Origin of the sequence: Streptomyces sp. B6B3 (assembly GCF_039871525.1) — a bacterium.
Taxonomy (GTDB): Bacteria; Actinomycetota; Actinomycetes; order Streptomycetales; family Streptomycetaceae; genus Streptomyces.
Genome location: NZ_JBDPLU010000003.1, coordinates 317817 through 337307 on the forward strand (window position 1 = coordinate 317817; position 19491 = coordinate 337307).

Consider the following 19491-nt stretch of genomic DNA (forward strand, 5'->3'; position numbering starts at 1 on the left):
GTAGGAAGTTCGGTATTCGGATCCGAGCTCGTACCCCGTGGGGGCCAAGCAGGCGGCACATGGGCAGATCTCATCGTCGTACTTCTGCGGTCCGCCTTGTTCAGGAGGTTGAGTCGGTGCTGAGTCCCGGCCACGACCACGCCTGGGCTACTGAGCCGTTCGCCTCCAACCCGAACCGCAGCAGATGCTCCTTCCCCACGTCGTCGAGCATCTTCGCCAATTCCTGGAGGGCGTAGGGGTCTCCGGCGTCAGCAGCTGCTCGGGCGAGACGCTCAGCCCCCTCCCAATCCCCAGCCTCCCCCCGCATCTCCGCCAGCCGTCCCAGAGCGTAGGGAGCTCCGGCGTCGGCCGCTTCGCGGGCGAGACCCTCAGCCCCCTCCCAATCCCCAGCCTCCCCCCACATCTCCGCCAGCCGTCCCAGAGCTCGAGGGTCTCCAGCGTCAGCAGCTGCTCGGCCGAGACCCTCAGCCCCCTCCCAATCCCCAGCCTCCCCCCGCATCACCGCCAGCTCGCGCAGGGCGTAGGGAGCTCCGGCGTCGGCCGCTTCGCGGGCGAGACCCTCAGCCCTCTCCCAATCCCCAGCCCTCTCCCGCATCTCCGCCAGCCGTCCCAGAGCTCGAGGGTCTCCAGCGTCAGCAGCTTCGCGGGCGAGACCCTCAGCCCCCTCCCAATCCCCAGCCTCCCCCCGCATCTCCGCCAATGCCCTGAGGACGGAGGTGTTTCCGGTTTCGGTGGCCGCTCGGGCGAAACGTTCGGCCTCCTCCCAATCGCCAGCGTCCTCCTGCATCATCGCTAAGTCTCGTAGGGCGGATGTATTTCCGGCGCCGGCAGCTGCTCGGTAAAACCGCTCGGCTTCCTCTCGATTCCCGGCCGTCGCCGCCAACTGATACAGGGCATTGGAATTCCCGGTGTCGGCGGCGGCTCGGGCGAAACGTTCGGCCTCCTCCCAATCGCCAGCCTCCTTCTGCATCATCGCTAACTGGTATAGGGCAGAGGCGTTTCCCGCGTGGACGGCTGCGTAGTACAACCGCTCGGCCTCCTTCCGATCGCCGGCCTTCTCCCGCATTGCCCCCAATTGAAATAGGGCGTGGGAATTTCCGGTTTGGGAGGCTGCTTGGGCAAGGCGTTCGGCCCCCTCCCGATCCCCAGCCTCCTCGCGCACTGCCGCTAACTGATGTAGGGCGTGGGAATTTCCGGTTTGGGAGGCTGCTTGGGCAAGACGTTCGGCCCCCTCCCGATCCCCAGCCTCCTCGCACATCATCGCAAGGTCTCGTAGGGCGGATGTATTTCCGGCGCCGGCAGCTGCTCGGGCAAGACGTTCGGCCCCCTCCCAATCGCCAGCCTTCGCCCACATAATCGCTAGCTCGCTCAAGGCGTAAGGGTGTTTGGCCTCGGCGGCCGCACGGTGCAGCTCTGCGGCGTGGCGGTACCGGTGATGGCGCTTGGCGGCTTGGCTGAGAGCGTGAAGTTGGTCTGGGTTGGCTAGGTGGCTGGTGGCGGCGTCAAAGAAGGTGGCAGGCGGGCAGCGGCGTCGGCGGGTGGTGCGGCCATACTGCTGGAGGTAGTCCGCCAGGCGGGCGACGCCGGGCAGTGCGCCCATGCCCGAAGGCCGGGGGACGTCTTGTAGGGGTGCGGTGACCTGTTTGATGTCGGTGCGAGCGTAGGCGAGAGCGTGGGTGAACCAGATCTCAGGGTCAGCGGCGGCGCGCTGCTGTTCGGTGAGGTAGCCCGGGGCGGCAGCTTTGAGAAAGTCCAACGGGAGCCCGCCCGTGGCGCCGAGGCGGTGGGCGTCCATCGCCGCGGTGATCACGGCCCGGCCCGTCGCGCCGTGCTCGCCGACCGGGTTCTCGTAGTGGTCGACGAGATCGAAGGCGGCGGCGAGGGTCTGGGTGAGCGCCACACCGCCGGTGGTGACGGCAGCGTGCAGTGATGGGTCGTTTCTGGCGCTGGCGCGGGCGGCTGCCAGGTCCTCGGTGAAGTCATCGGGCACCTGGACGCGGTGAGCTTGAGCGAGCAACGTCCGCGCGTACCGGTGCGGATCATCGACAGGTGAAGTGGCAGGCCGGGTCAGGGCGTCGTCGTACTCGGGCCACAGCGTGGCCATCACGATCAGGGGCCCGTCGCCGTCCAGGCGGCGCAGCAGTGCGGCTGCGGCGGCTTCCCCAGACGGGCCGTGAAGAAAGTCTTGGGCCTCGTTGAGCCACAGCACGGTACGCGCGCCCAGAGCCTCCGCAGCCAAAGTGGCCAGCAGTGCGTCCGGGCCCAGCGGGGCGAGAAGGTTCCATTGCGGCACGGCGGCACGGATGGCCTCATACGCGCTGCGGGTCTTGCCCGTGCAGGACGTCCCGCGCACCATCACCAACACCGGCTGCGCGCCGCTGTCGGCAGCTGCCGTCAGGCGGGCACGCAGTCGTTCGTCGTGGCCGCGTGGCACGTACACCGGTAGCACATACGCGGGGTCATCCCCCGGGGCGCGGCGGCCGGCGATGGCGGGGTGGACCCCCAGCCGCTTCGGCGTCCAGCAGGCCACGGGGCGGGGACGGTCAGGCAACGCCGCCCACCGCACACGCCGCTCCTCCTCCGCCCGCGCGTTGTGGGCTTGCTGGCGCTGTGCGACTGCGCGGTCGGCCCGCGTGCGACGGTTCCGCTCGACGTCGAAAGAGGTACGCCAGCGCTCCTCATCCAGCAACTCCGCGACCGTCTCACCCGCAGCACCATCGACCGTCGTGTCAAGGATCCCGCGGGCAGCCGCCTCGGCACGGATCGACCCCAGCACAACCAACAGCGCGTCGATCGTTTGCGGAAACCGCTCGCCACGCAGCCACGCCCCCGGAGTACCCGGTGCCACTCCCGCCATCCTCGCCAGCGACCGGTCCGCCGGCTCGCCCGCCAGCCGAACCCGCTTCAACACCCCGACCCGGCGTAAGTCCTCAAAGACGTCCGGCGCTTGTCCCACCCGCACGCTCCCCGCAGCCAGCCTGTCTCGTGTGTCCGGGACGGACATCACCGGACACCCCGAGCGTAGGCCCGCCGCCAGCCACCCCGGGACACGTCGTGTCCAATCCGTATCAGAAGGTAGCCGGACACCGCACTCGACAGCCACCGTCCACCTCCATCAGCCCTCACACCGAGGAGGCTGCGAACACTCATCTGGGGAACGTGATGACTACCACTCAGATCCTGGCGCTGCTGCTCGCGCTGTCGGCCGCCACGCACATCGGCTGCGCCGCCACCCTCACCGCTCGGCGCTCAGGAACCGACTCTGCTGGCGCCCTGTTGATCGGCGCCAGCGCTACCGCAAGCGCGCTCGCGCTCTACCTCACCGCCCTCGCCGCCTACCGCTGAACATCACCCAGGTGGCACCACCCACCCCGTCGACCACACAACACCAGTCAGTTCGACCCGATCCGGTTTTCTACAGTCAGCGCCTCACCGATGGCGAACCGGTCCACGCGGGTCTGTCCCAGCTACGAGTGCCTGGGGTTCCCTACATCCCTTTTCCGGCCGGGCCAAATCAGTGATTCTACGGATTATTTTGCCTACGCCATTTCCGCGAAGTATGAGAGCGACCGCATGTCCGACGCTGCCCAGAGCTCCCGTGAACCCTGCCGCGTACCCGATGACGATCTCGACGACCTCGCATGCACGCTCGCGAAGGTCACCAACCAGGTCCAGCAGCACGGTGCCATCCTCGACCGGCTCACAGCCGAGACCACCGCAACGCCCGCCCATCAGGGGGGCAACGATGCCGCCAAGGGACGGGGCGACGAGTCGACGCCCGTGTCCATCCTGGCCATGGACAACGAGGACTACACCGCGGAGTTGGCCGCGCTCAGCGCCTGGGTCCAGCATCTCCTCCTTCCCGTGTATGGGAAGGAGATCAGCACCACGCGCCCCTGGTGTGACCGGTGGCAGGAGCACCCCGAGGCCGTCTCGCGCCTGCACGCGCTCTGGCTCGCGTGGCAGCAACTGACGGACGCCGAGGCTGGCCTGTCAGGACCGTCCGTGTGGCACCGCGACCACCTCGACCACGCTCTCGCGCAGCTGCGCGCCCCGGACGGCCCGTTCGCCGCCTGCACCACCAGTGCCTCTCGGCCTCAGCACCGTCTCCTGCCCACCCCCAGTGCCCAGCCCAAAAACCCCTCATCCACACGCCGTTGACCGCGACGGAAGGAACCAACGTGACCACCGTGACCTACACGCGCCGCCTGGTCGAGCACCGATACGGCCGCAGCCTGGACGAACTGCGACGCGACGTCTCGCGCAGCGCCAGCCGGGGCGACGACCCGGTCCTGCCGATCGTCCTCCGCCGGCTCAACCGTCTCGCTGACGCAGGAGAACGAGTTCGCTCCACCCGCCGCAAGCTGGACGTTGCCCGGCTGCGTTCCCTCGCCGGAGAGCAGTGCGACGACCTCGTCCTGCTGCACGCGACCGAGGTCGTGCAGTTGGAACGGCAGCAGCGCGCGGAGATGGAAGCCGTGTGGGACCTGCTGGACGTACGACTCCTCTTGGACGGGCCCTGCATGACGTCCACCTCCGCCGCGCCAGAGCAGGTCGCCGCGGACATCGAGACCCTGATGCCCGCCGCACGCCAGATCGCCGCCGAGCTGCCACGGCTCACTCGGGACGCACTTCGTTCCGGCCTGCTCGACCGTGGCATCCACGCCAGCAACCACCGCCTCGGCACCGTGCTCCGTCGCCTTCGCGCCGAGGCCATCGCCTCCGCCCCCGACAGGAGCTCCCGAACGTCCGGCACCTCGCGATGTCACGTGTCACGTCACCGCCCGCCGGTTGGGCCGCAGCCCTACCCACCCGAGCACGCTCGCCGTACAGGAGCCAGCGCGTGACCATCAGCACCTCGGCGCTCGGCGATCTCCCCCCGGACACAGCCATGCTGGTCGAGCCCGTCTACCTCGCCGGTCGAGGTGACAGCGTCGCCGTCCACGACGGCCTGTGCGACCGCGGCTGGGGCAAGGCGGTCACGTCCAACGGGGCGCTGTTCGCGAACCCACGCCACGACGTACTCGTCTCGCACCTCTCCGAGGAGGCAGGGCGACGTAACGGCTGGAAGATCACCCAGCATCGGGAACCCCTCGGGATGCCTCTCTGGTCCGCCAGCTTCTCCGACAACACCCCGGCCGAGATCGTCACTGCAGTCTGCGGAGTCCTCGAACAGGCCACGACCCGAGGGCACCGCGACTCCCGGCACGCCGACCTCACCATCGAGGACTCCAACCCGGTGCGCCCACTCACGGAACGCGGATGGGAAGCCGCTAACGCCGCCCTTTACCACTACCACCGATCCCCAGACGGGCACGCCTACTTCCGCGAGCGCACTTGGGATCTCGACGACTACGAGGAACTGGACGGCCGAGGCCCGGCCCACTGGTCGATGCACAGCTGCGTCGACAGGGTCAACGGCGAACGCTGGTACGCCGACTTCACCAGCGCCACGCCGCGGGACCTGGTCAGCGCCGCCACACGTGCAACGAGCAGCGCCGACCCCGTGGAACGGCCACTGCACGCCATCCCTGAGCGCAACCTCCCGTACGTCACCCTCCGGCCCGCCGACGCCCAACGCTCCCCACTCCGATCGGCGGCCGTGAGCCGCAGCTCGCCACACCGTCAACAGACCGACGCTCCCTCGCCCTCTGCCTCGTCTGCCCCTGACCCACCGCCGACGCCCGGCCCGTCGCACCGCCGTTCATGACCCGCTAGGAAACCCCATGCCGCATCATTCGGACGACAACGAGGCCATGCGCGCGTACCGCGTCACCCCGCGCTACCTGGCCGGACCGACCTTCGACGGTGACGTCCCCTTCCAGCCCTTCCTCGACCTGGACTGGCGCCCCACCCACGACGAAGCGGGCAATCTCTCCATCGCCTCGCCAGACCAGACCATCCGGCTCCGTTACCTACCCGAGGGCGAGGACTCGCCCCTGTGGAAGATCACAGCTCACTCCGGCTCCTCCGCCCCGCCTCGCTGGCTGGTCACCTTCGACAACCGCGTCCCCGCCGAGATCGTCCGAGACTTCGCCACGTCGCTCGCCACCGCCTCCGTGGAGGGCCATCACAGCTACCTCAGCTGCCACGACTCGACACGGGCAAGGCTTGAGGCCGGAGTCCCGCTCACGGCAGCGGGCTGGAGCCAACACCACAGCCAGTCCGAGGTCACGTTCCGTTCTCCCGAAGCCCTCGCCGAAGTACGTCTCCGCCGCCTACACCTCGACCATCACGACGAACTACAGCACGTTCGCGAACGGTGGCTGATGACGGCCGGGGCGATCGGTACCCAATGGTGCGCTACCGCTTCGTCCCTCACACCGGAACACCTCGTCGCCGCCATGAACGCTGCCATCACCAACCCCGAGCCGGTCATCCGCCACGGCAGCGACCTCCACCGGCTCCCTCCACAGGCCACCGTGACCCCCGCCAAGCCCGACGCGTCGCCCTCCCTGAACGCTCAACGCACACAGGCGGCAAGGGCCCGCTTGACGACCACGCCTTCTCACTCGCCTCAGGGACCTGTTATCCCAGCCCAGCGTTCCTCGCCTCCCCCGGAAATCCCCGGCCCCCGACGCGGCCGCTGATCGACACCCACAACTCCGCATGGCTGTGGGTGACACCACTGGATGGGCTTCACGCGGGCCCAAGGATTTGTCAAAACCGAGCAATCAGTACAGACCGTTCTGCCAATAGCCGAGTGCCGGCAGCTTTACAGTCTCCCAGCTAAACGCCCCTGACCTGCGACTTTCTTCTCCCCACACCCTCTGGCGCACAAATGCCCCACAAAGCGTGTGGAGACCAGCGTCGACGACTGCGGCCAGGAACACGCGGTGAAACTCGACGTCTGGCTGGCAACCAGAGAGCGAGGTGCGCGAGTCTGACACCGAAGCGAGCCGAAGCTCTCAACGCCCTCGACACCCGGTGGGTGCAACCGGCTTGGCAGGCGCAGACCCGGACGGCGGAAAATGGGGCCTCATCTCCGGGACCTTCGGGACGCCCATCTCAGCAGTGAGCACCCCGAATCGCCGGAGAGGTGACTACGGCGACTGTCGCCTGAGGCGGGCGTCGGTGAAGAAGTATGGTGCGTTGCGTTGCTGCCAGCCTTCTTTCTCGGCCAGGGTCGCGACTACCTGGACGGCCTGTGTCACATCATCCAGGTTCTGGCCGGGAAAGAGCCTATCGCGGACCTTGCCGTCATCCAGGATTCGACGCAGCACCGGTTCGGCCCTGCGGGGATAAAGGCCGCTGAAACTGGGATAGAAGTCATGGTCCTTGCCGGAGGCAGCGAAGGAGACGACGCAGGCGGCCGCGTCGAACTGGCAGATGCTGTCTAGCAATGGGCCGTCCCCGCGCTCGGGCTCGCCGGTGCCGAAGGCGGTGTCGTCCGGGAAGTCCATGCGCAGCGCCGTGAGGCGGTGGATGACAGCCCGGGCGGCGTGTACGAGAACTCCCGGTCGCAGTGTGTCGCGGACACTGCCGTGCATCTCGGGGATGCGTTCGCGGGCAGCCTCGGTGAGGGCGTGCCGCAGCCAGCTCACGTAGTAGTACGAGGCAACACGGTGGTCGTCCGGGCGTTGGAGAACCAGTTGACGCACTTGCTCCCAGTTGCCGCCGCGTATGGCGGCGGCGCCGATGGCCTCCACGCGGGTGATGATGCTCCACCACAGGCGCACGCCTCCCGTGCCAAGTTCGGAACGCAACTCGCCCTGCGGGGTGAGTGTGAGTCGGTAGATGGCCAGGAGAGCGTGGACGCTGCGGTCGAACAGCGCGCCAGCCTCCACAAGGAGGGCAATGCCGGCGATCTGAGCCACGCGGTCCAGCAGCAGTTCGAGATCTTCTCCCGGCCCCGCCTCGCTGAAGTGTCCGCGTGCCTCTCCCGGAACACGGCGAAAGAACAAGTTCAGCGGAAGATCGTCCCCGCCGCGGATGAGTTCGATGACGCTGGATTCGAAGGTGGCGTCGTCCACGCGCCAGGAGAAGGACAGCGCAGGGCCGGACGCAAGTTGGCGTCCGGCCCGGGCCTGCTCCATCGCTGCCGCGTGGCGGGCGAACTCCTCACGGGCTTCCTCACGAATGCGGGCATCACGACGTTTCAGGGTGGCTGGGACATCAGAGGGGTGCCATCGTTCGCTGGAGGTGCCCCGGCGTATGAAGACATCACCCCGACGCATCACCACGCACTTCCTATGACGGTCGTCTTCGTACTCGGCGTCCTTGTTGACGACGACGAAGCCGTCCGGGTGCGGATGGATATAGACCAAGACCACCAGGTAGCCGTCGACCTCATGCACGGCCGAGGTAAGGCGCAACGGTTCGGGGAGGTATCTGAGCATTTTGGGCCGTAGCGTGGCCTCGTCGAAGAGCCTCGCCAGCGGCTGGGTCATCTCACCGGTGGGCCTCCCCCGCCCATCGACGCCTATCACTAGATGCCCACCGAAAGCCTGGAAGGCCGCAACATCCTTGGCAAGCTCGACCTGGGTGCGAAGCTCCCCCAGATCCTCGACCCTCTTGTAGTCAACCGACGCAGTCTCCGCTCCTTGCTGCAGCAGCAGATGCAACGTCTCCTCGGACACATCCGGCGAAGCCACAGCGCCCCCTCTTCCGCTCCGGTCAAGAACGCAGCATGCCCTACGGCCCCCATAGAGACGGCGTGTCCGCCACATTGGCCCCCTACCGTCCGCCCACTAACGAGTCGGTGGGTCTATCAAGCGAACGGCTCTGCCGCACTCCACCTGACCTGCCCGACGCGGCGCAGGTCACGGACCGCTGGCACCTCTGACACAGCCTGGGTGAGCCGGCCAGGGCACACTGGACGCTCATCTCGACCAGGGCTGCCGCGCCCACTTACCGGTCGTCGGCGGTGTGCGCGGCGTGCGGCCCAGCGGTGTAGTAGCGCTAGACCGCCGAGTGCTAGCCCAGGTCGAAGGCGATCCATCCGGCCAGTTGTTCAGGCCTTAGGGCTCGTGGCGAGGACAGGATCAACGCGGCGACCCGCCCGACAGGACAGCACAACCATCTTTCCTTTGTTCTCGTCTCACTACGATTAGGGACAGAACATGAAGAACACGGGGAGGTTCCATGGCCAGGGGCGATCGATTCAAGATCAACAGGGCGAGGTTCCGGCAGGGGGCTCGATGACCACACCCACGCCGCCCGGGCTACACGGCCAGCCGGCGCCGGTCGGGGGGCGCACACTCACCGCGCAGGACATCGAGGAAGACCACTCATACAGGTCCCAATACCTTCGACACCTGACCGGCAAGCTATCCAGGCCCACAACAGCAGTACCGGCCGCCCCCATTCCCCGCGTGCTCGTCCAGTTCTGGGACGACTCCGCCCACATCCCCACTGACGTCCAGGAATGTATGACGAGCTGGACGGCGCTGGAAGACCAGGGCTTTCGACGAGAGATCTACGACGACGGCTCGGCGCGCAAGCTCATCCACTTCCTGTTCGGTGAGGCACATATAGCAGCCTTCGACGCTTGTTCTCACCCGGCGATGCGCAGCGACTACTTCCGGCTGTGCTACCTCGCCCGAAATGGCGGCTTCTACGTCGACGCGGACGACGTTTATCAGGGCACCGACTGGACCCTTCTGTTCCGCGACTCGCGGCTGCGACTGCAGGCGCTGTGCTACGACACCGCCACCGACACCATGGTGGACCCGCGGCAGGCCATGATGGCCGACGGCTACTGCAGCACGTTCGTCCACTACGTCAACAACAACCCGATCATCGCGCCTGCCGAGCACCCCGTCGTCGTTGCGGCACTTCAGTCAGCCACGGACGCGCTCCTCGCTCACACTGGCGGCCCCTTGGACGTCCAGTCCTTGACAGGGCCGGGCAACCTCACTGTCGCACTCGCCCGACATGCACTACACCGGGAGCGGTTCGGACAATCGGTCGACGTCGAAGTTCTCCTTGCCTGGGACATCATAGCCGTGAGCCGGTGGCCACTCAGTTACCGCAATGACCAGCGCAATTGGCGCCTATGGCGCCAGCAGCAGTGACCACTGAACCAGACACTCGGCTCAGCAATAGACCATTCGAACAACAGAGGCAGTGTCTCTCCACCCATGAACATCAGTTCCCTGTATGGCCTGTCTTTTTCCCTGCGAGCCCAGACCCGCTATCGCACCAGACGCCTTTCCATCCGCCGGCGGAGTACCGCCTTCTCGTACCAGCATGCGGCCACCGCGATCGAGCGCATTTACGTGATCAATCTCGACCGCGCCAACGAACGCTGGACCATGGTCAACCGTGAACTCACTCGGCTCCGTGACGTGGCAGGACAGCCACTTCATACCCTTGCCAGGCGCTTCCCGGCGGTCGACGCCCGCTATCTACAGGGTCCGCCTCCGCCAAATCTCCTTGAGCCCACCTACACACTGGCCGAGCAACTTGTGGTCGACCCGCACCCTCGCCTCGACATCGATGACGCCGCACGCGCCACACATATCGACATGACGCCGCAAGAGATCGCGGTAGCCCTCTCACACATCCATGTCTGGCAGCTCATCGCCGCCAGCGACGTTCCCTACACCCTGGTACTCGAAGACGACGCATACATCACACGGACATGCATGTCCGTGCTCGAGCACTCCTGGAGCGCAATACAGGAAAGCTCCGACGCTGGCCGCCCCATCGATCTTCTCTACCTCTCCTACCAAGAGACCGGCGAGGCGGCAGAACCACGACGCCGCTCGAGGCCTCTACTGCGGCGCCCCACCAGGGGGGTGTGGCAGCTTTCCGGCTACGTGCTCTCCCAAGCCGGAGCATGCAAGCTCCTTGACCAGCTGCCGGCCCACGGCCCCATCGACTTGTGGATCAACCAGCAGTTCGGCCACCTCAACGTACAGATGACGCGCCACCCCGTTATCGAGCAGCGACCGGGCATCGCCTCAAGCAACTCCTACTCAGTCATGCCAGCCCTGGCGAAAGTGGGCGCCATCCGACGCGAAGCGCCCCAAGCCATCCAGCACCGCCCGACACGAGAGCCAATCTTGGTGGTCGGCGAGTTCGGAACCGGTCTGTCCACTCTTGCCAAAGCACTCTCCGTCCTCGGATTCCGCTGTGTCAGCGATCTGGCCACTTTACCTGCCCACGAAAATCAAGCACTCGTCCGCGGTAGCCGGCGCCGCGTATTCGACGCTTATGTCAATATCGGCTCCCTGACTCCGCGTGAGGTCGCACGTATCGTCTCCGCAAATCGGGTGCGCCTCATCATCACGACCATGTCCACTACGGGGACGAATCCACCGTCCCCATTCCAGGAAGCATGGAATCAACAACGATCCCAACGACGGCTCATGCTCCCGGCCGACGACCCCGACCCCTGGCAGACACTCGCCCGGTTCCTCGCATGCGACTACCCCACCCATCCCTGGCCAAGGCAGCCCGAGCAGGGCCAACGGCATGTCGCAGCCCTCTCGCATAGCGACGCGAGGACTTCCGGACATCCACTGGCCTGGGACACCAGCCCTTGGATCGTTCAACGCGCGGGGTGGCCGGGCATCATGACCGAAATCTCAGCCCCACAGGGCAATGCTCCTCGGGCTAGCCGGAATGCAATCATATGGCATGAAGGCACCGGGCTTGCGGACAGCCACTGGTATCTCCGGGAGGACACCTTCCCCAGCAACAGAGCCCTCTTCCGGCCCGGCAACGCGACCCTGCCACCGCGCGGACCCGCCACGCTGACGCTCCGAGAAGAGGTGACCAAAGTCCGCGACCTCACCGGAGCCGCCATAGCCAGCCGTCCATCGGTCACTTACGGCACCTTCAGCGCTCGGCTGCGCGTCCCCGCCGGGTCGGGCCTGGTGACGGGACTATTTCTCCACCGCAACGGCCCCCGCCAAGAGATCGACATCGAGATTCTCGGCCAAGACACGACCCGCATGCTCGTCAATGTCTTCTACAACCCGGGCGTCCTCGGCACGAAGCTGGAATACGGCTACCGAGGAACTCCTGTGATCATCGACCTCGGCTTCGATGCATCGAAGGAGTTCCACCACTACGAGATCGATTGGCAGCCCGACTGGATCCGGTGGCGGGTGGATGGGACCACTGTGTACGAGCGAGCATTGTGGGACCCGACACCGGTCCCCGACCAGCCTCTGGAGTTCAACGTGAACCTGTGGAGCAGTGAGTCCACCGAGTTCGCCGGCCCTCTTGACTATGAGGCCCTCCCAGCTGTGCTGGAGATCAGTTCGCTCGAGGCCCGCAGCCTGACCCGGGTATGACAGAGACGAACGTACTCCCGCAGATATGCAGGTTGCCGTACGCGAACACGGCTCGGGTCGAGAGCGAGAATACGATGCCGTCCGCTCCGCCCCCGCCGAGGTCACCTGGGTCCTGGGGATGTAGGGAAGTCGATGGCGCTGGCCGCCGGCGCGTCCTACCGTCCTGCTCGGTGGCGGACGTCGCCACCCTGAGCGCGGCCGAGGCGGAACGGTGTTACCGCCTGGCGAGGACGAACGAAACGCTGCCACCTCCCTTGCGGTTGCCCGAGACTCGGTGTGTCTGCTATTTCCTAGCCTCTCAGCTCCGGCGAGACGTTGCCCTCGGGTGGGCGCTCAACGGGTCGCTCAGTGAGCCGAAGTCTTCTATTGCTGGTCCTCTGCTCCTCCGGATCGCCGGCCACCGGCATACTCAGCTTGAGGTCGCGGAGGCCCGCGGCACGGGCACGAGTCGCCTGCCCGGTGTCGTAGGTGAGTATCGTCACCTCGCGCCCCGACAACGACTGAACGGCGAGCGCCCTGTCTACGATCTCGTCGTCATTGATTGGAAGTCGCACATGACCAGGCGGGTCAAATAAGAGTTGCGCGGTCACTTCGCCGCAACGAACCTCCGTGTTGCGTTGCACTTCCCGGTCCGCTTCTCGAAGCACGGCTTGCTCGGTGCCCTGCTGAAACGTACGGTCGAATACAGCCAACGTGTACCGCGCCCGCCACCGCGCCTGTGGCGTCTTGCTCTCCTTGAGATGGTCGAGCTCATCTACGACCACCATCGGAACCATTAGGTGAATAGAGTTCTCCGTGACACCCAAAAGCTCGCTGAAGTCGGTCTCTGCTAACTTGGTGGAGTGGTGGACGTAGAAGCTGCTGTCAGCCACCACCGGTACGCCGCGTAGCTGCCACCGCCGCAGCTCTTGGGCGAGCGTTTCAATGACAGTAGAAAAAGCCGCCGTTCGCTGTCGAAGTTCACCAGATTGTGGGCAAGTCGCCAGGTCGATTCGGGAATGAAGTTGTCCAGGCCGGCAAGCAGCTGGTCGTACCGCTTCGTAAGGACGAGCCGGTCAAGATCAGCGCTGCTGATGAGCGTGCCCAGCCGATCAACAGCGTCGCTCGCCCAATCGAGGTACGCCAGGAGCCGTTCGTAGTGATCATCTGGCCCACCGGTGTAGAGGTTCGAGGCCTCCTGGCACACCTCGCCGAGTGTCTGGTGCAGGTGCTTCCGGTCGACGCCGGGCAGTGGGCTCACGAGCATCCTCATACTGTGGCACCTTGCCGACACTGGCCGCGTGGAGATTCCGCCGACCGTTGGGCCGGACCCTGCGGCCGGTTCAGTCGTTCGGATCGGGTGAGGGCCTGGGGATGAGTTCGACTCCAGTCTCAGCTTGCTATCGCCGCTGGTCAAGGCCGGGTTTTGGTGCGTACTCGGCATGATGGGCTATCGGTGAGGGCAGGTTCGTGACGTCCGATGCGGCGGCGATCGGAGACGCCCTCTCTCGGTCCACCGGCCGGCACGGGTGCTCTGCGAGAAGCAGAGCCGAGCCCGGGGCTCGATCGGACGGCTGGCATGGGAATGCGGAGGCGTCCGACCTAACAGATCCCGCCTCTCAGTCCAGATTCCGCGATGCAATCAGCCGGTTGGTTAGCTCCACCGTGGCCAGGTACCACCAGAAGATCCAGTCGAGGAATGCTTCGTCGTAGTTGCCGCGCTGGTCGGTCCGGCGGTGTCGCAGGTCGTAGCGGTTGGCAATCTCAAACAGTGCTCCTTCGTCAGGCCTGCCGACTTTCTCCTTGATCAAAGAACGGCGCTCTTCCAGGATCCCCGCGAGGGTCACAATCGCAGACCTCTTGCTTTCGGCGGACGTGTCGCGTCCACGAAAGAGCGCGATAGCGTGGCGAATGCGCCCGGTGATATCCGGTGCGCTGTCGCTGAGTGCGCGATGCATCAGCTGGGAGCGGGCGACGTCAGTAACGCCGACCAAGCGCCCGAGGTCCTCACCCTCGACGGCAAGTTCATATCCGATGCCAGCTTCGCGCAGGAGATTGTTGACCCTCCAGCGGTACAAGGCACGTGCAGGGCCGTTGTGGAACTCAGAATGATGCCACCCGCAGGCGTTGTAGCTGTGGAAGCGCCGCATTCGGGGACGGCTAACCAAGTCATGGAAAACTTCGACCAAGCCGTAGAAAGTATCCTGGTCCCAGCTTTCCGGGGCAAGGGGCCATAGATCAGGAATCCCGAGGCGCTGGTCGATCACTTCGGAAGCGTCAGGCAATTCGTCAGGATCGTCAACACATTCTTCGCCGAACGCTTCAACCAGGTAGCCGTTGTCGGCGAACTCGCGGATGATCCGGGTGAAGTCCCGTCGGGAGTCCCGCGGCGTGCTGCCGTCGTGGGAGAGACCGCTATCGTGTCTTTGCGGCCAGTACGGCCGTGGCGCGGCAGCGTGTCTGATCTCCGGAGCGCGCTGGATAAGCTCTGTGAACCAGTCGCGCTTGTCCATTCCGGCCCGCGGGGCGCCCCATCCGCTGACGGCGGGTGGCCAGGGGTCATCCGAGGCTGCCTTCTGGCTGCGCACCTCCTCGAAGTCCGCAACCGCAGTCGTGCCGGCCAGGGACTCCGTCATCAGCCACTTGGCCTTGGTTTCCCAGGACGGGCTCGCGGATCGGAGAATGCGCTCCCCCTCGGACACCAACAGCTCTGTGGGCCACACGAGTTCGTAGTTGCTCAGGTCGAGACTCACCACGCCATCATCGCCCACGAGTAACCCATCCAAATCCCAGCGGCAGACCACCGCCCCGCACGTGCGCGTCTACCTCCTCAGGCCACAGCTCACGTCGATGCGGAAATCGGTGAGTGAGATCACCGGCTGGGGAGCCAGACGACCCGTCTGCACCAACCGGGGAGATGCCGAGAGGTGGTGACATGTGTATCGAGGGCCATCTCCGAGGTCCTAGTCCGACTCCGACGGGAGCCCGATCGCCGCCCACTTGCTCGCAACTGCCACTACGCCCACCGCCTATATCGACGTGGTGCATCGTTTCGCTGGGCGGGATGGGTGGTGGTGCACCTCGGAGATTGGTCGTCGGCGTCGGCTGGACCGGCTGGCAGGTGAGCGAGGCGGCGTAGGCGCCAGACGAGGACGTCGTTGAGGTTTTCCGCCGTGTCCAGTTCGCGCATGGCGATGGCCTTGCGCAGGAGGGCTTCTGGTTCGTGACCCGCCCGTTCGGCGTGCGCGAGGGTGGCGAGCAGCGCTTCCCGGCCATGGCGGGCGGCGTCGGCTCGGGAGTGGTGGTGCTCGGGCAGGACAGTGCGGATGGCGGCTTCGTACCTGCGGCGCTCGGCCTTCGGGAGGGAGAGGCCCACGCGCTGGAGCTCTCGCATGGGGACGGCGGCGGCCTGGTGGTAGGCGGCGCGGAGGTGGTCCGCGGCTTGGCGGCAGGCGGCGGCCTGTTGGGCGTGGCCTCGGGCGGCGTGCCAGGATGCGGCGGCCGTTGCGACGAGGACGAGGGTGGACACGAGCATGGCCGTGGTCGCGCCGTCCTCTCCTCGGCCGAGTGCGGCGCCGGCCCGGATGATGCCCCGGGCGGCCGTGCGGGTGGCCCGTACTCCGCCGCTCGCGGCGCGGACGTGGCTGCGGGTGGCGCGCTCGAAGGCTCGTGCCGCGGCGTGCAGCTCCTGACGAGTGGTGGCGGACGAGGTGTGGGCGACGGCATCGAGGAGCTCGCCGACACTGACGAGTTCGGCGGCGGCTTTCTCGTCGTTCTCGTCTCCGTGCAGGGTGGTCGCGATGTGTTCGCCGACGCGGGTGGCGTTGCGGCGTGCTCGCGCGGCCGACGATCGGTCACCGTCGTGCGGGGTGGTCCCGACGGCCAGGCGGCGGCGGATCTTCGGCAGGGACAGGTCGGGGGCCAGGGCTGAACCGCTGTACCAGATGGGCGTGCCGTCACGGTTACGGTCGCCGGGTAGCGCGACGGAGTAGCCCAGGGTGTCGCCGGAGGGCGCGTGCCGCAGCTTGACACGTACCCCGGCCTGGCGGAGACGGGTGAGGAACTCGTGTTCCGTCGCCGCTCCGGCCACGGCCTGGCGGACAGCGTCGCGCAGGGTCTCGCGCGCGGTCTCAGGGCGGCCGGTGCGCTCCGCCTTGAAGCGTTCCGCGCTGGTGGGCCTCTTGGCCGCGGTGCCGTCGCCGGGGTTGAGCTGACGGAGCCCCATTTCGCGTTCGAGGACGCGGCATTCCGCCTGGGCCTTTTTGTAGTCGTAGTTCAGCCGGGGTCGGCGTAGGTCGCCGCGGACCATGGTGGCCACGATGTGGATGTGGTCGTCGGCGTGCCGCACCGCGACCCAGCGGCAACCGTCGGGGTCGCCATCAGGTGCGAGGCCGACGGCTCGCACCAAACGGTGCGCGACGGTGCCCCACTCGTCGTCGGTCAGCAGGCGATCTCCGGGAGCCGCGCGAACGGAACAGTGCCAGACGTGTTGGGCCGGAGCCGCGGCCCCGGCCTGCTTGACCCGCAGGTCCAGGGCAGCGGCGAGCCGGGCGAGGGTGGCCTGAGGGTCACGTCCGGGATCCGGGGCGAAGCCGTCCCAACTTCCGACGAGGTGGGGGTCGGTATGCTCGTCGCGCCTGCCGGGGCCGTAGAGGTAGGCGAGCAGGCCGTGGGTACGCGAGCCGCGTCGGATCTTGGGGATCACCGACGTCGCCTGGTGGCCAGGGCGTCGGCCGCGTCGTCGACGTGGGCCAGGGTGCGCGTCAGAGCCGCGATGGCGTGGTCGAGCACGACGGGTCGCACCTGTCCGCCGCAGTTGTAGACGTACGCGATCTGGTTGATGTTGTTGCCGACGCGGGAGACCTGGACGCGCAGGGCGACCAGTTCGTCGATGGCCGCGTCGAGTCGTTCGTCGACGTAAACGGTGAGCCCGCGGCGGGAGGCGGCGAGGGCCGCGTCGGCGATGAAACGGGCGAGGGTGACGGCCCTCTTCCCGGCGGCGTCGGTGATCTCCGTCCTCTCGGCGTCGGAGAACCGGGTGGTGAGTTTGTGGGGGCGTTGGGTGGGGTTGCGGGCGCGGCGGCGCGGCTTGCGGTTGGCGAATGGGGCATCGCTGGGCGTCGGTGGCTGGTGGGGGGTGGCTTCGTCGGCTCGGTTCCGCTCCCCCAGTGTCTGGCTCCCGTGCGCCCTCGGGCGGGAGCCGGCCGAATCGCCCCCGCTCCCCTGGGCGGGCGCCTGCGACGGGCCGTAGGACCGTCGCAGGCGACAACTTGCTCCGCCGGAGGCCCGACCGGGGTCAGGTGCCGGTCGTTGGGTGGAACGCTCCGGACGCTCGGCGGTCACCGGCTCGTCTCCGCACCGCGCCGCTGGATGTCGCGGAGGAGTTCCTCGATCCAGTCCATGGCGAGCACCGGGTGGTGCAGTGTCCGCGGGTTGGTGTCCTGGCGGCGCCGCACCGTCCAGGTGCCGTCGGGGTCGGGCTCGACGCGGTCAACGTGTCCGCGTCGATGGAGGACGACGAGCCAGGCGTCCACCTCTGCCCAGGTTGCTGAAGTGCTTCGCATGGTGGTGCTCTCCGGTCCGTGGAGGAGATCGTGGGGGTGTCCCGGCGAGGTGACCGGCGGCCTCCGGTCAGTTCGGGACGGAGGTGACCGGCCGGCCGCGCTGCTCGCGGAGATGAACCATCAGGACGGTCAGCCTGTCGTTGGACAGGGGGATCCGCTGACCGCGGATGGCCTCGGCCACCACCTTCCGGGTCAGCTTGTTCTCGGTCCTGACCGCCGCCCAGGCGATCTGGAGCAGTTCCTCGGTGTCCGGGACAACTCTCCGGCCGCCGGCCGATCGGGTCGCCGGGCGAGTGGCCGGGGACGGGGCGTTGTCCGGCTGTCCGCCCAGGTCACCGCCCTCGGACACTGACCCGTGCCGACCGGGCGGGACAGCAGCGTCCGCCCCGGCGCCGTCCGCCGGGACACCGCTGAGGGCTGCCCTCCGGGCATCTTTCGGACGCCTCTTGTCCGGGGATGGCCGGGAGCCGCTCGTCTCCTCGGTGTCCTGGCGGGGACGGCCCTCCCGTCCTGGGCGGTCCATCCCGGTGTCTAGGGAGTGTCCGGGCTGACCCCAGCGTCCGCGTTGTCCGCGGTCAGTTTGGCCGGCTCGGTCACCGTGCTCGACCGGCCGTCGGGCGATGAGGATGTAGAGGTGGACAGCTCCGGCCAGCGCCAGCGGGGCCAGCGTGGACAACGTGGCGACCACCGTGTCTCCGAGCCGTAGCCCTGCGGGAGGCGTGAGGGACTGCTGGTTGAGACGGAGGGCGTGGAGCGCGTTGGCCCAGATGCTGGCGCCGGTGGCCACTCCGAAGAGCGACCAGGTGTAGAGACGGGCCCTCAGCGGGGCGTCGCGCAGGACGACCAGGGCTCGCACCCCGTAGGCGATGAAGCCGTCGATCACCAGGGGGAAGAGGTAGGTCAGGACGCCCCGGACGTGGATGGCCACGGCCATCTGCTGGAGTGCGTCGTACGACAGAGCGCAGCCGGCGGCACCGAGCGCGATGACGGCTGCCCGGTCCCATGCCGTGATGCGCGGCAGAGAATGGGGCACCGATGTGGTCATCACGCCGCGGTCCCGAAGTCACGGCGCCCATGGCGGTCGGCGGCGCTCGACTCGGCCAGCGGGGCGGTGGCGGACGCCCGCCGCAGCTCCCCGTTGCGGAGGGCTCGGCGCGTCTCGCGGTACAGCTTCTGTGCGTGCTCCTCGGTGATCTTCAAGAGCCAGGCGAGGCGCTCCTCGCTGATGCCCCTGCGGTACGCCTCCAGGACGACCGCTCGTCGTTCGGGCTTGGTGAGATGGATGTCGCGTCCGGCGATGGCGTCGTCAACCCTGCTGCGGTCGAGTCGGTCCGCGAGTTCGTCGTGTAGCGGGCGCCGCTCCTCCTCGGTCATCCCGCCTCGGATGCCGTACACGTCGTTGCCCTCCAGGGCGACGTCGAGGCAGGTCTGGCGGACCGGGCACTGGTCGCACAGGGCCTTGGCGGCGGCGATCTTGTCGACCTCGTCGGGGTCGGGGAAGAAGATCTCGGGGTCGACGGGGTTGTGCTCGGTGGACTGGCAGGCTGCTCGGTTCTGCCAGGAGTGGTCGCCGAGGGCGCGGTGGCGAACGGGGTTGCTGGCGGGGGTGGGGGTGTTCACGTGCGTGCTCCCATCACTCTCGGCCCACTGGGTGGTGCGGAGAGGCGTGCTGGTTCAGGGGGTGTCGGGCGCCTTGCGGA

The 19491-nt window shown here is 67.3% G+C and carries 17 protein-coding genes; 7 read left to right on the plus strand and 10 right to left on the minus strand.

Annotation, left to right across the window (positions count from 1 at the left end):
• Window positions 1–100: 100 nt before the first annotated feature.
• Window positions 101–3004, minus strand: a complete 2904-nt coding sequence (locus tag ABGB06_RS09115) for a sel1 repeat family protein (protein WP_347587124.1) — start codon at window positions 3002–3004, stop codon at window positions 101–103.
• A gap of 158 nt (window positions 3005–3162) precedes the next feature.
• Here ABGB06_RS09115 and ABGB06_RS09120 point away from each other — a divergent pair, with 158 nt between their 5' ends.
• The 5 genes from ABGB06_RS09120 (at window position 3163) to ABGB06_RS09140 (ending at window position 6590) form a co-directional block, all read left to right on the plus strand.
• Window positions 3163–3345 (plus strand): hypothetical protein, encoded by a 183-nt coding sequence (locus tag ABGB06_RS09120; protein ID WP_347587125.1) that lies wholly within the window; start codon window positions 3163–3165, stop codon window positions 3343–3345.
• A gap of 228 nt (window positions 3346–3573) precedes the next feature.
• Window positions 3574–4161 (plus strand): DUF4913 domain-containing protein, encoded by a 588-nt coding sequence (locus tag ABGB06_RS09125; protein WP_347587127.1) that lies wholly within the window; start codon window positions 3574–3576, stop codon window positions 4159–4161.
• Between the two features lie 20 nt (window positions 4162–4181).
• Window positions 4182–4847, plus strand: coding sequence for a hypothetical protein (locus ABGB06_RS09130; RefSeq protein ID WP_347587129.1), 666 nt, complete (start codon window positions 4182–4184; stop codon window positions 4845–4847).
• Complete coding sequence (locus ABGB06_RS09135) at window positions 4844–5710, plus strand: DUF317 domain-containing protein (RefSeq protein ID WP_347587131.1); 867 nt, start codon at window positions 4844–4846, stop codon at window positions 5708–5710. The genes ABGB06_RS09130 and ABGB06_RS09135 overlap by 4 nt, the downstream gene beginning before the upstream one ends.
• A gap of 16 nt (window positions 5711–5726) precedes the next feature.
• Window positions 5727–6590, plus strand: coding sequence for a DUF317 domain-containing protein (locus ABGB06_RS09140; protein WP_347587133.1), 864 nt, complete (start codon window positions 5727–5729; stop codon window positions 6588–6590).
• Window positions 6591–7043: 453 nt separating this feature from the next.
• Here the strand turns inward: ABGB06_RS09140 and ABGB06_RS09145 are convergent, their stop codons facing one another.
• Window positions 7044–8564 carry an ATP-binding protein gene (locus ABGB06_RS09145; RefSeq protein ID WP_347587134.1) on the minus strand — a complete coding sequence of 507 codons (1521 nt, stop codon included), beginning with the start codon at window positions 8562–8564 and terminating at the stop codon, window positions 7044–7046.
• A gap of 498 nt (window positions 8565–9062) precedes the next feature.
• Between ABGB06_RS09145 and ABGB06_RS09150 the strand changes: the two genes are divergently transcribed.
• Entirely contained in the window at window positions 9063–10016 is a 954-nt protein-coding gene (locus ABGB06_RS09150) for a glycosyltransferase (protein WP_347587136.1), read from the plus strand.
• A gap of 66 nt (window positions 10017–10082) precedes the next feature.
• Entirely contained in the window at window positions 10083–12248 is a 2166-nt protein-coding gene (locus tag ABGB06_RS09155; RefSeq protein ID WP_347587138.1) for a family 16 glycosylhydrolase, read from the plus strand.
• 290 nt (window positions 12249–12538) lie between these two features.
• Here the strand turns inward: ABGB06_RS09155 and ABGB06_RS09160 are convergent, their stop codons facing one another.
• From ABGB06_RS09160 to ABGB06_RS09195, 8 genes are all read right to left on the minus strand, one after another.
• Window positions 12539–13120 carry a PIN domain-containing protein gene (locus ABGB06_RS09160; protein ID WP_347587140.1) on the minus strand — a complete coding sequence of 194 codons (582 nt, stop codon included), beginning with the start codon at window positions 13118–13120 and terminating at the stop codon, window positions 12539–12541.
• Window positions 13078–13500, minus strand: coding sequence for a hypothetical protein (locus tag ABGB06_RS09165; RefSeq protein WP_347587142.1), 423 nt, complete (start codon window positions 13498–13500; stop codon window positions 13078–13080). Before ABGB06_RS09165 ends, ABGB06_RS09160 begins: the two co-directional genes overlap by 43 nt.
• Before the next feature lie 346 nt (window positions 13501–13846).
• Window positions 13847–14980, minus strand: a complete 1134-nt coding sequence (locus tag ABGB06_RS09170; protein ID WP_347587144.1) for a hypothetical protein — start codon at window positions 14978–14980, stop codon at window positions 13847–13849.
• Window positions 14981–15243: 263 nt separating this feature from the next.
• A complete protein-coding gene (locus ABGB06_RS09175) occupies window positions 15244–16932 on the minus strand; it encodes a relaxase/mobilization nuclease domain-containing protein (protein ID WP_347587146.1) in 1689 nt (562 codons plus the stop codon).
• Window positions 16929–17570 carry a plasmid mobilization relaxosome protein MobC gene (gene mobC, locus ABGB06_RS09180; RefSeq protein WP_347587148.1) on the minus strand — a complete coding sequence of 214 codons (642 nt, stop codon included), beginning with the start codon at window positions 17568–17570 and terminating at the stop codon, window positions 16929–16931. Before mobC ends, ABGB06_RS09175 begins: the two co-directional genes overlap by 4 nt.
• Window positions 17567–17791: a hypothetical protein gene (locus tag ABGB06_RS09185; RefSeq protein ID WP_347587150.1), complete on the minus strand. Its 225-nt coding sequence runs from the start codon at window positions 17789–17791 to the stop codon at window positions 17567–17569. The genes mobC and ABGB06_RS09185 overlap by 4 nt, the downstream gene beginning before the upstream one ends.
• A gap of 67 nt (window positions 17792–17858) precedes the next feature.
• On the minus strand, window positions 17859–18836 hold the full coding sequence (locus ABGB06_RS09190) for a DUF2637 domain-containing protein (protein WP_347587152.1): 978 nt from the start codon (window positions 18834–18836) through the stop codon (window positions 17859–17861).
• A complete protein-coding gene (locus ABGB06_RS09195) occupies window positions 18836–19411 on the minus strand; it encodes a WhiB family transcriptional regulator (RefSeq protein ID WP_347587154.1) in 576 nt (191 codons plus the stop codon). The genes ABGB06_RS09190 and ABGB06_RS09195 overlap by 1 nt, the downstream gene beginning before the upstream one ends.
• Window positions 19412–19491: the final 80 nt, after the last annotated feature.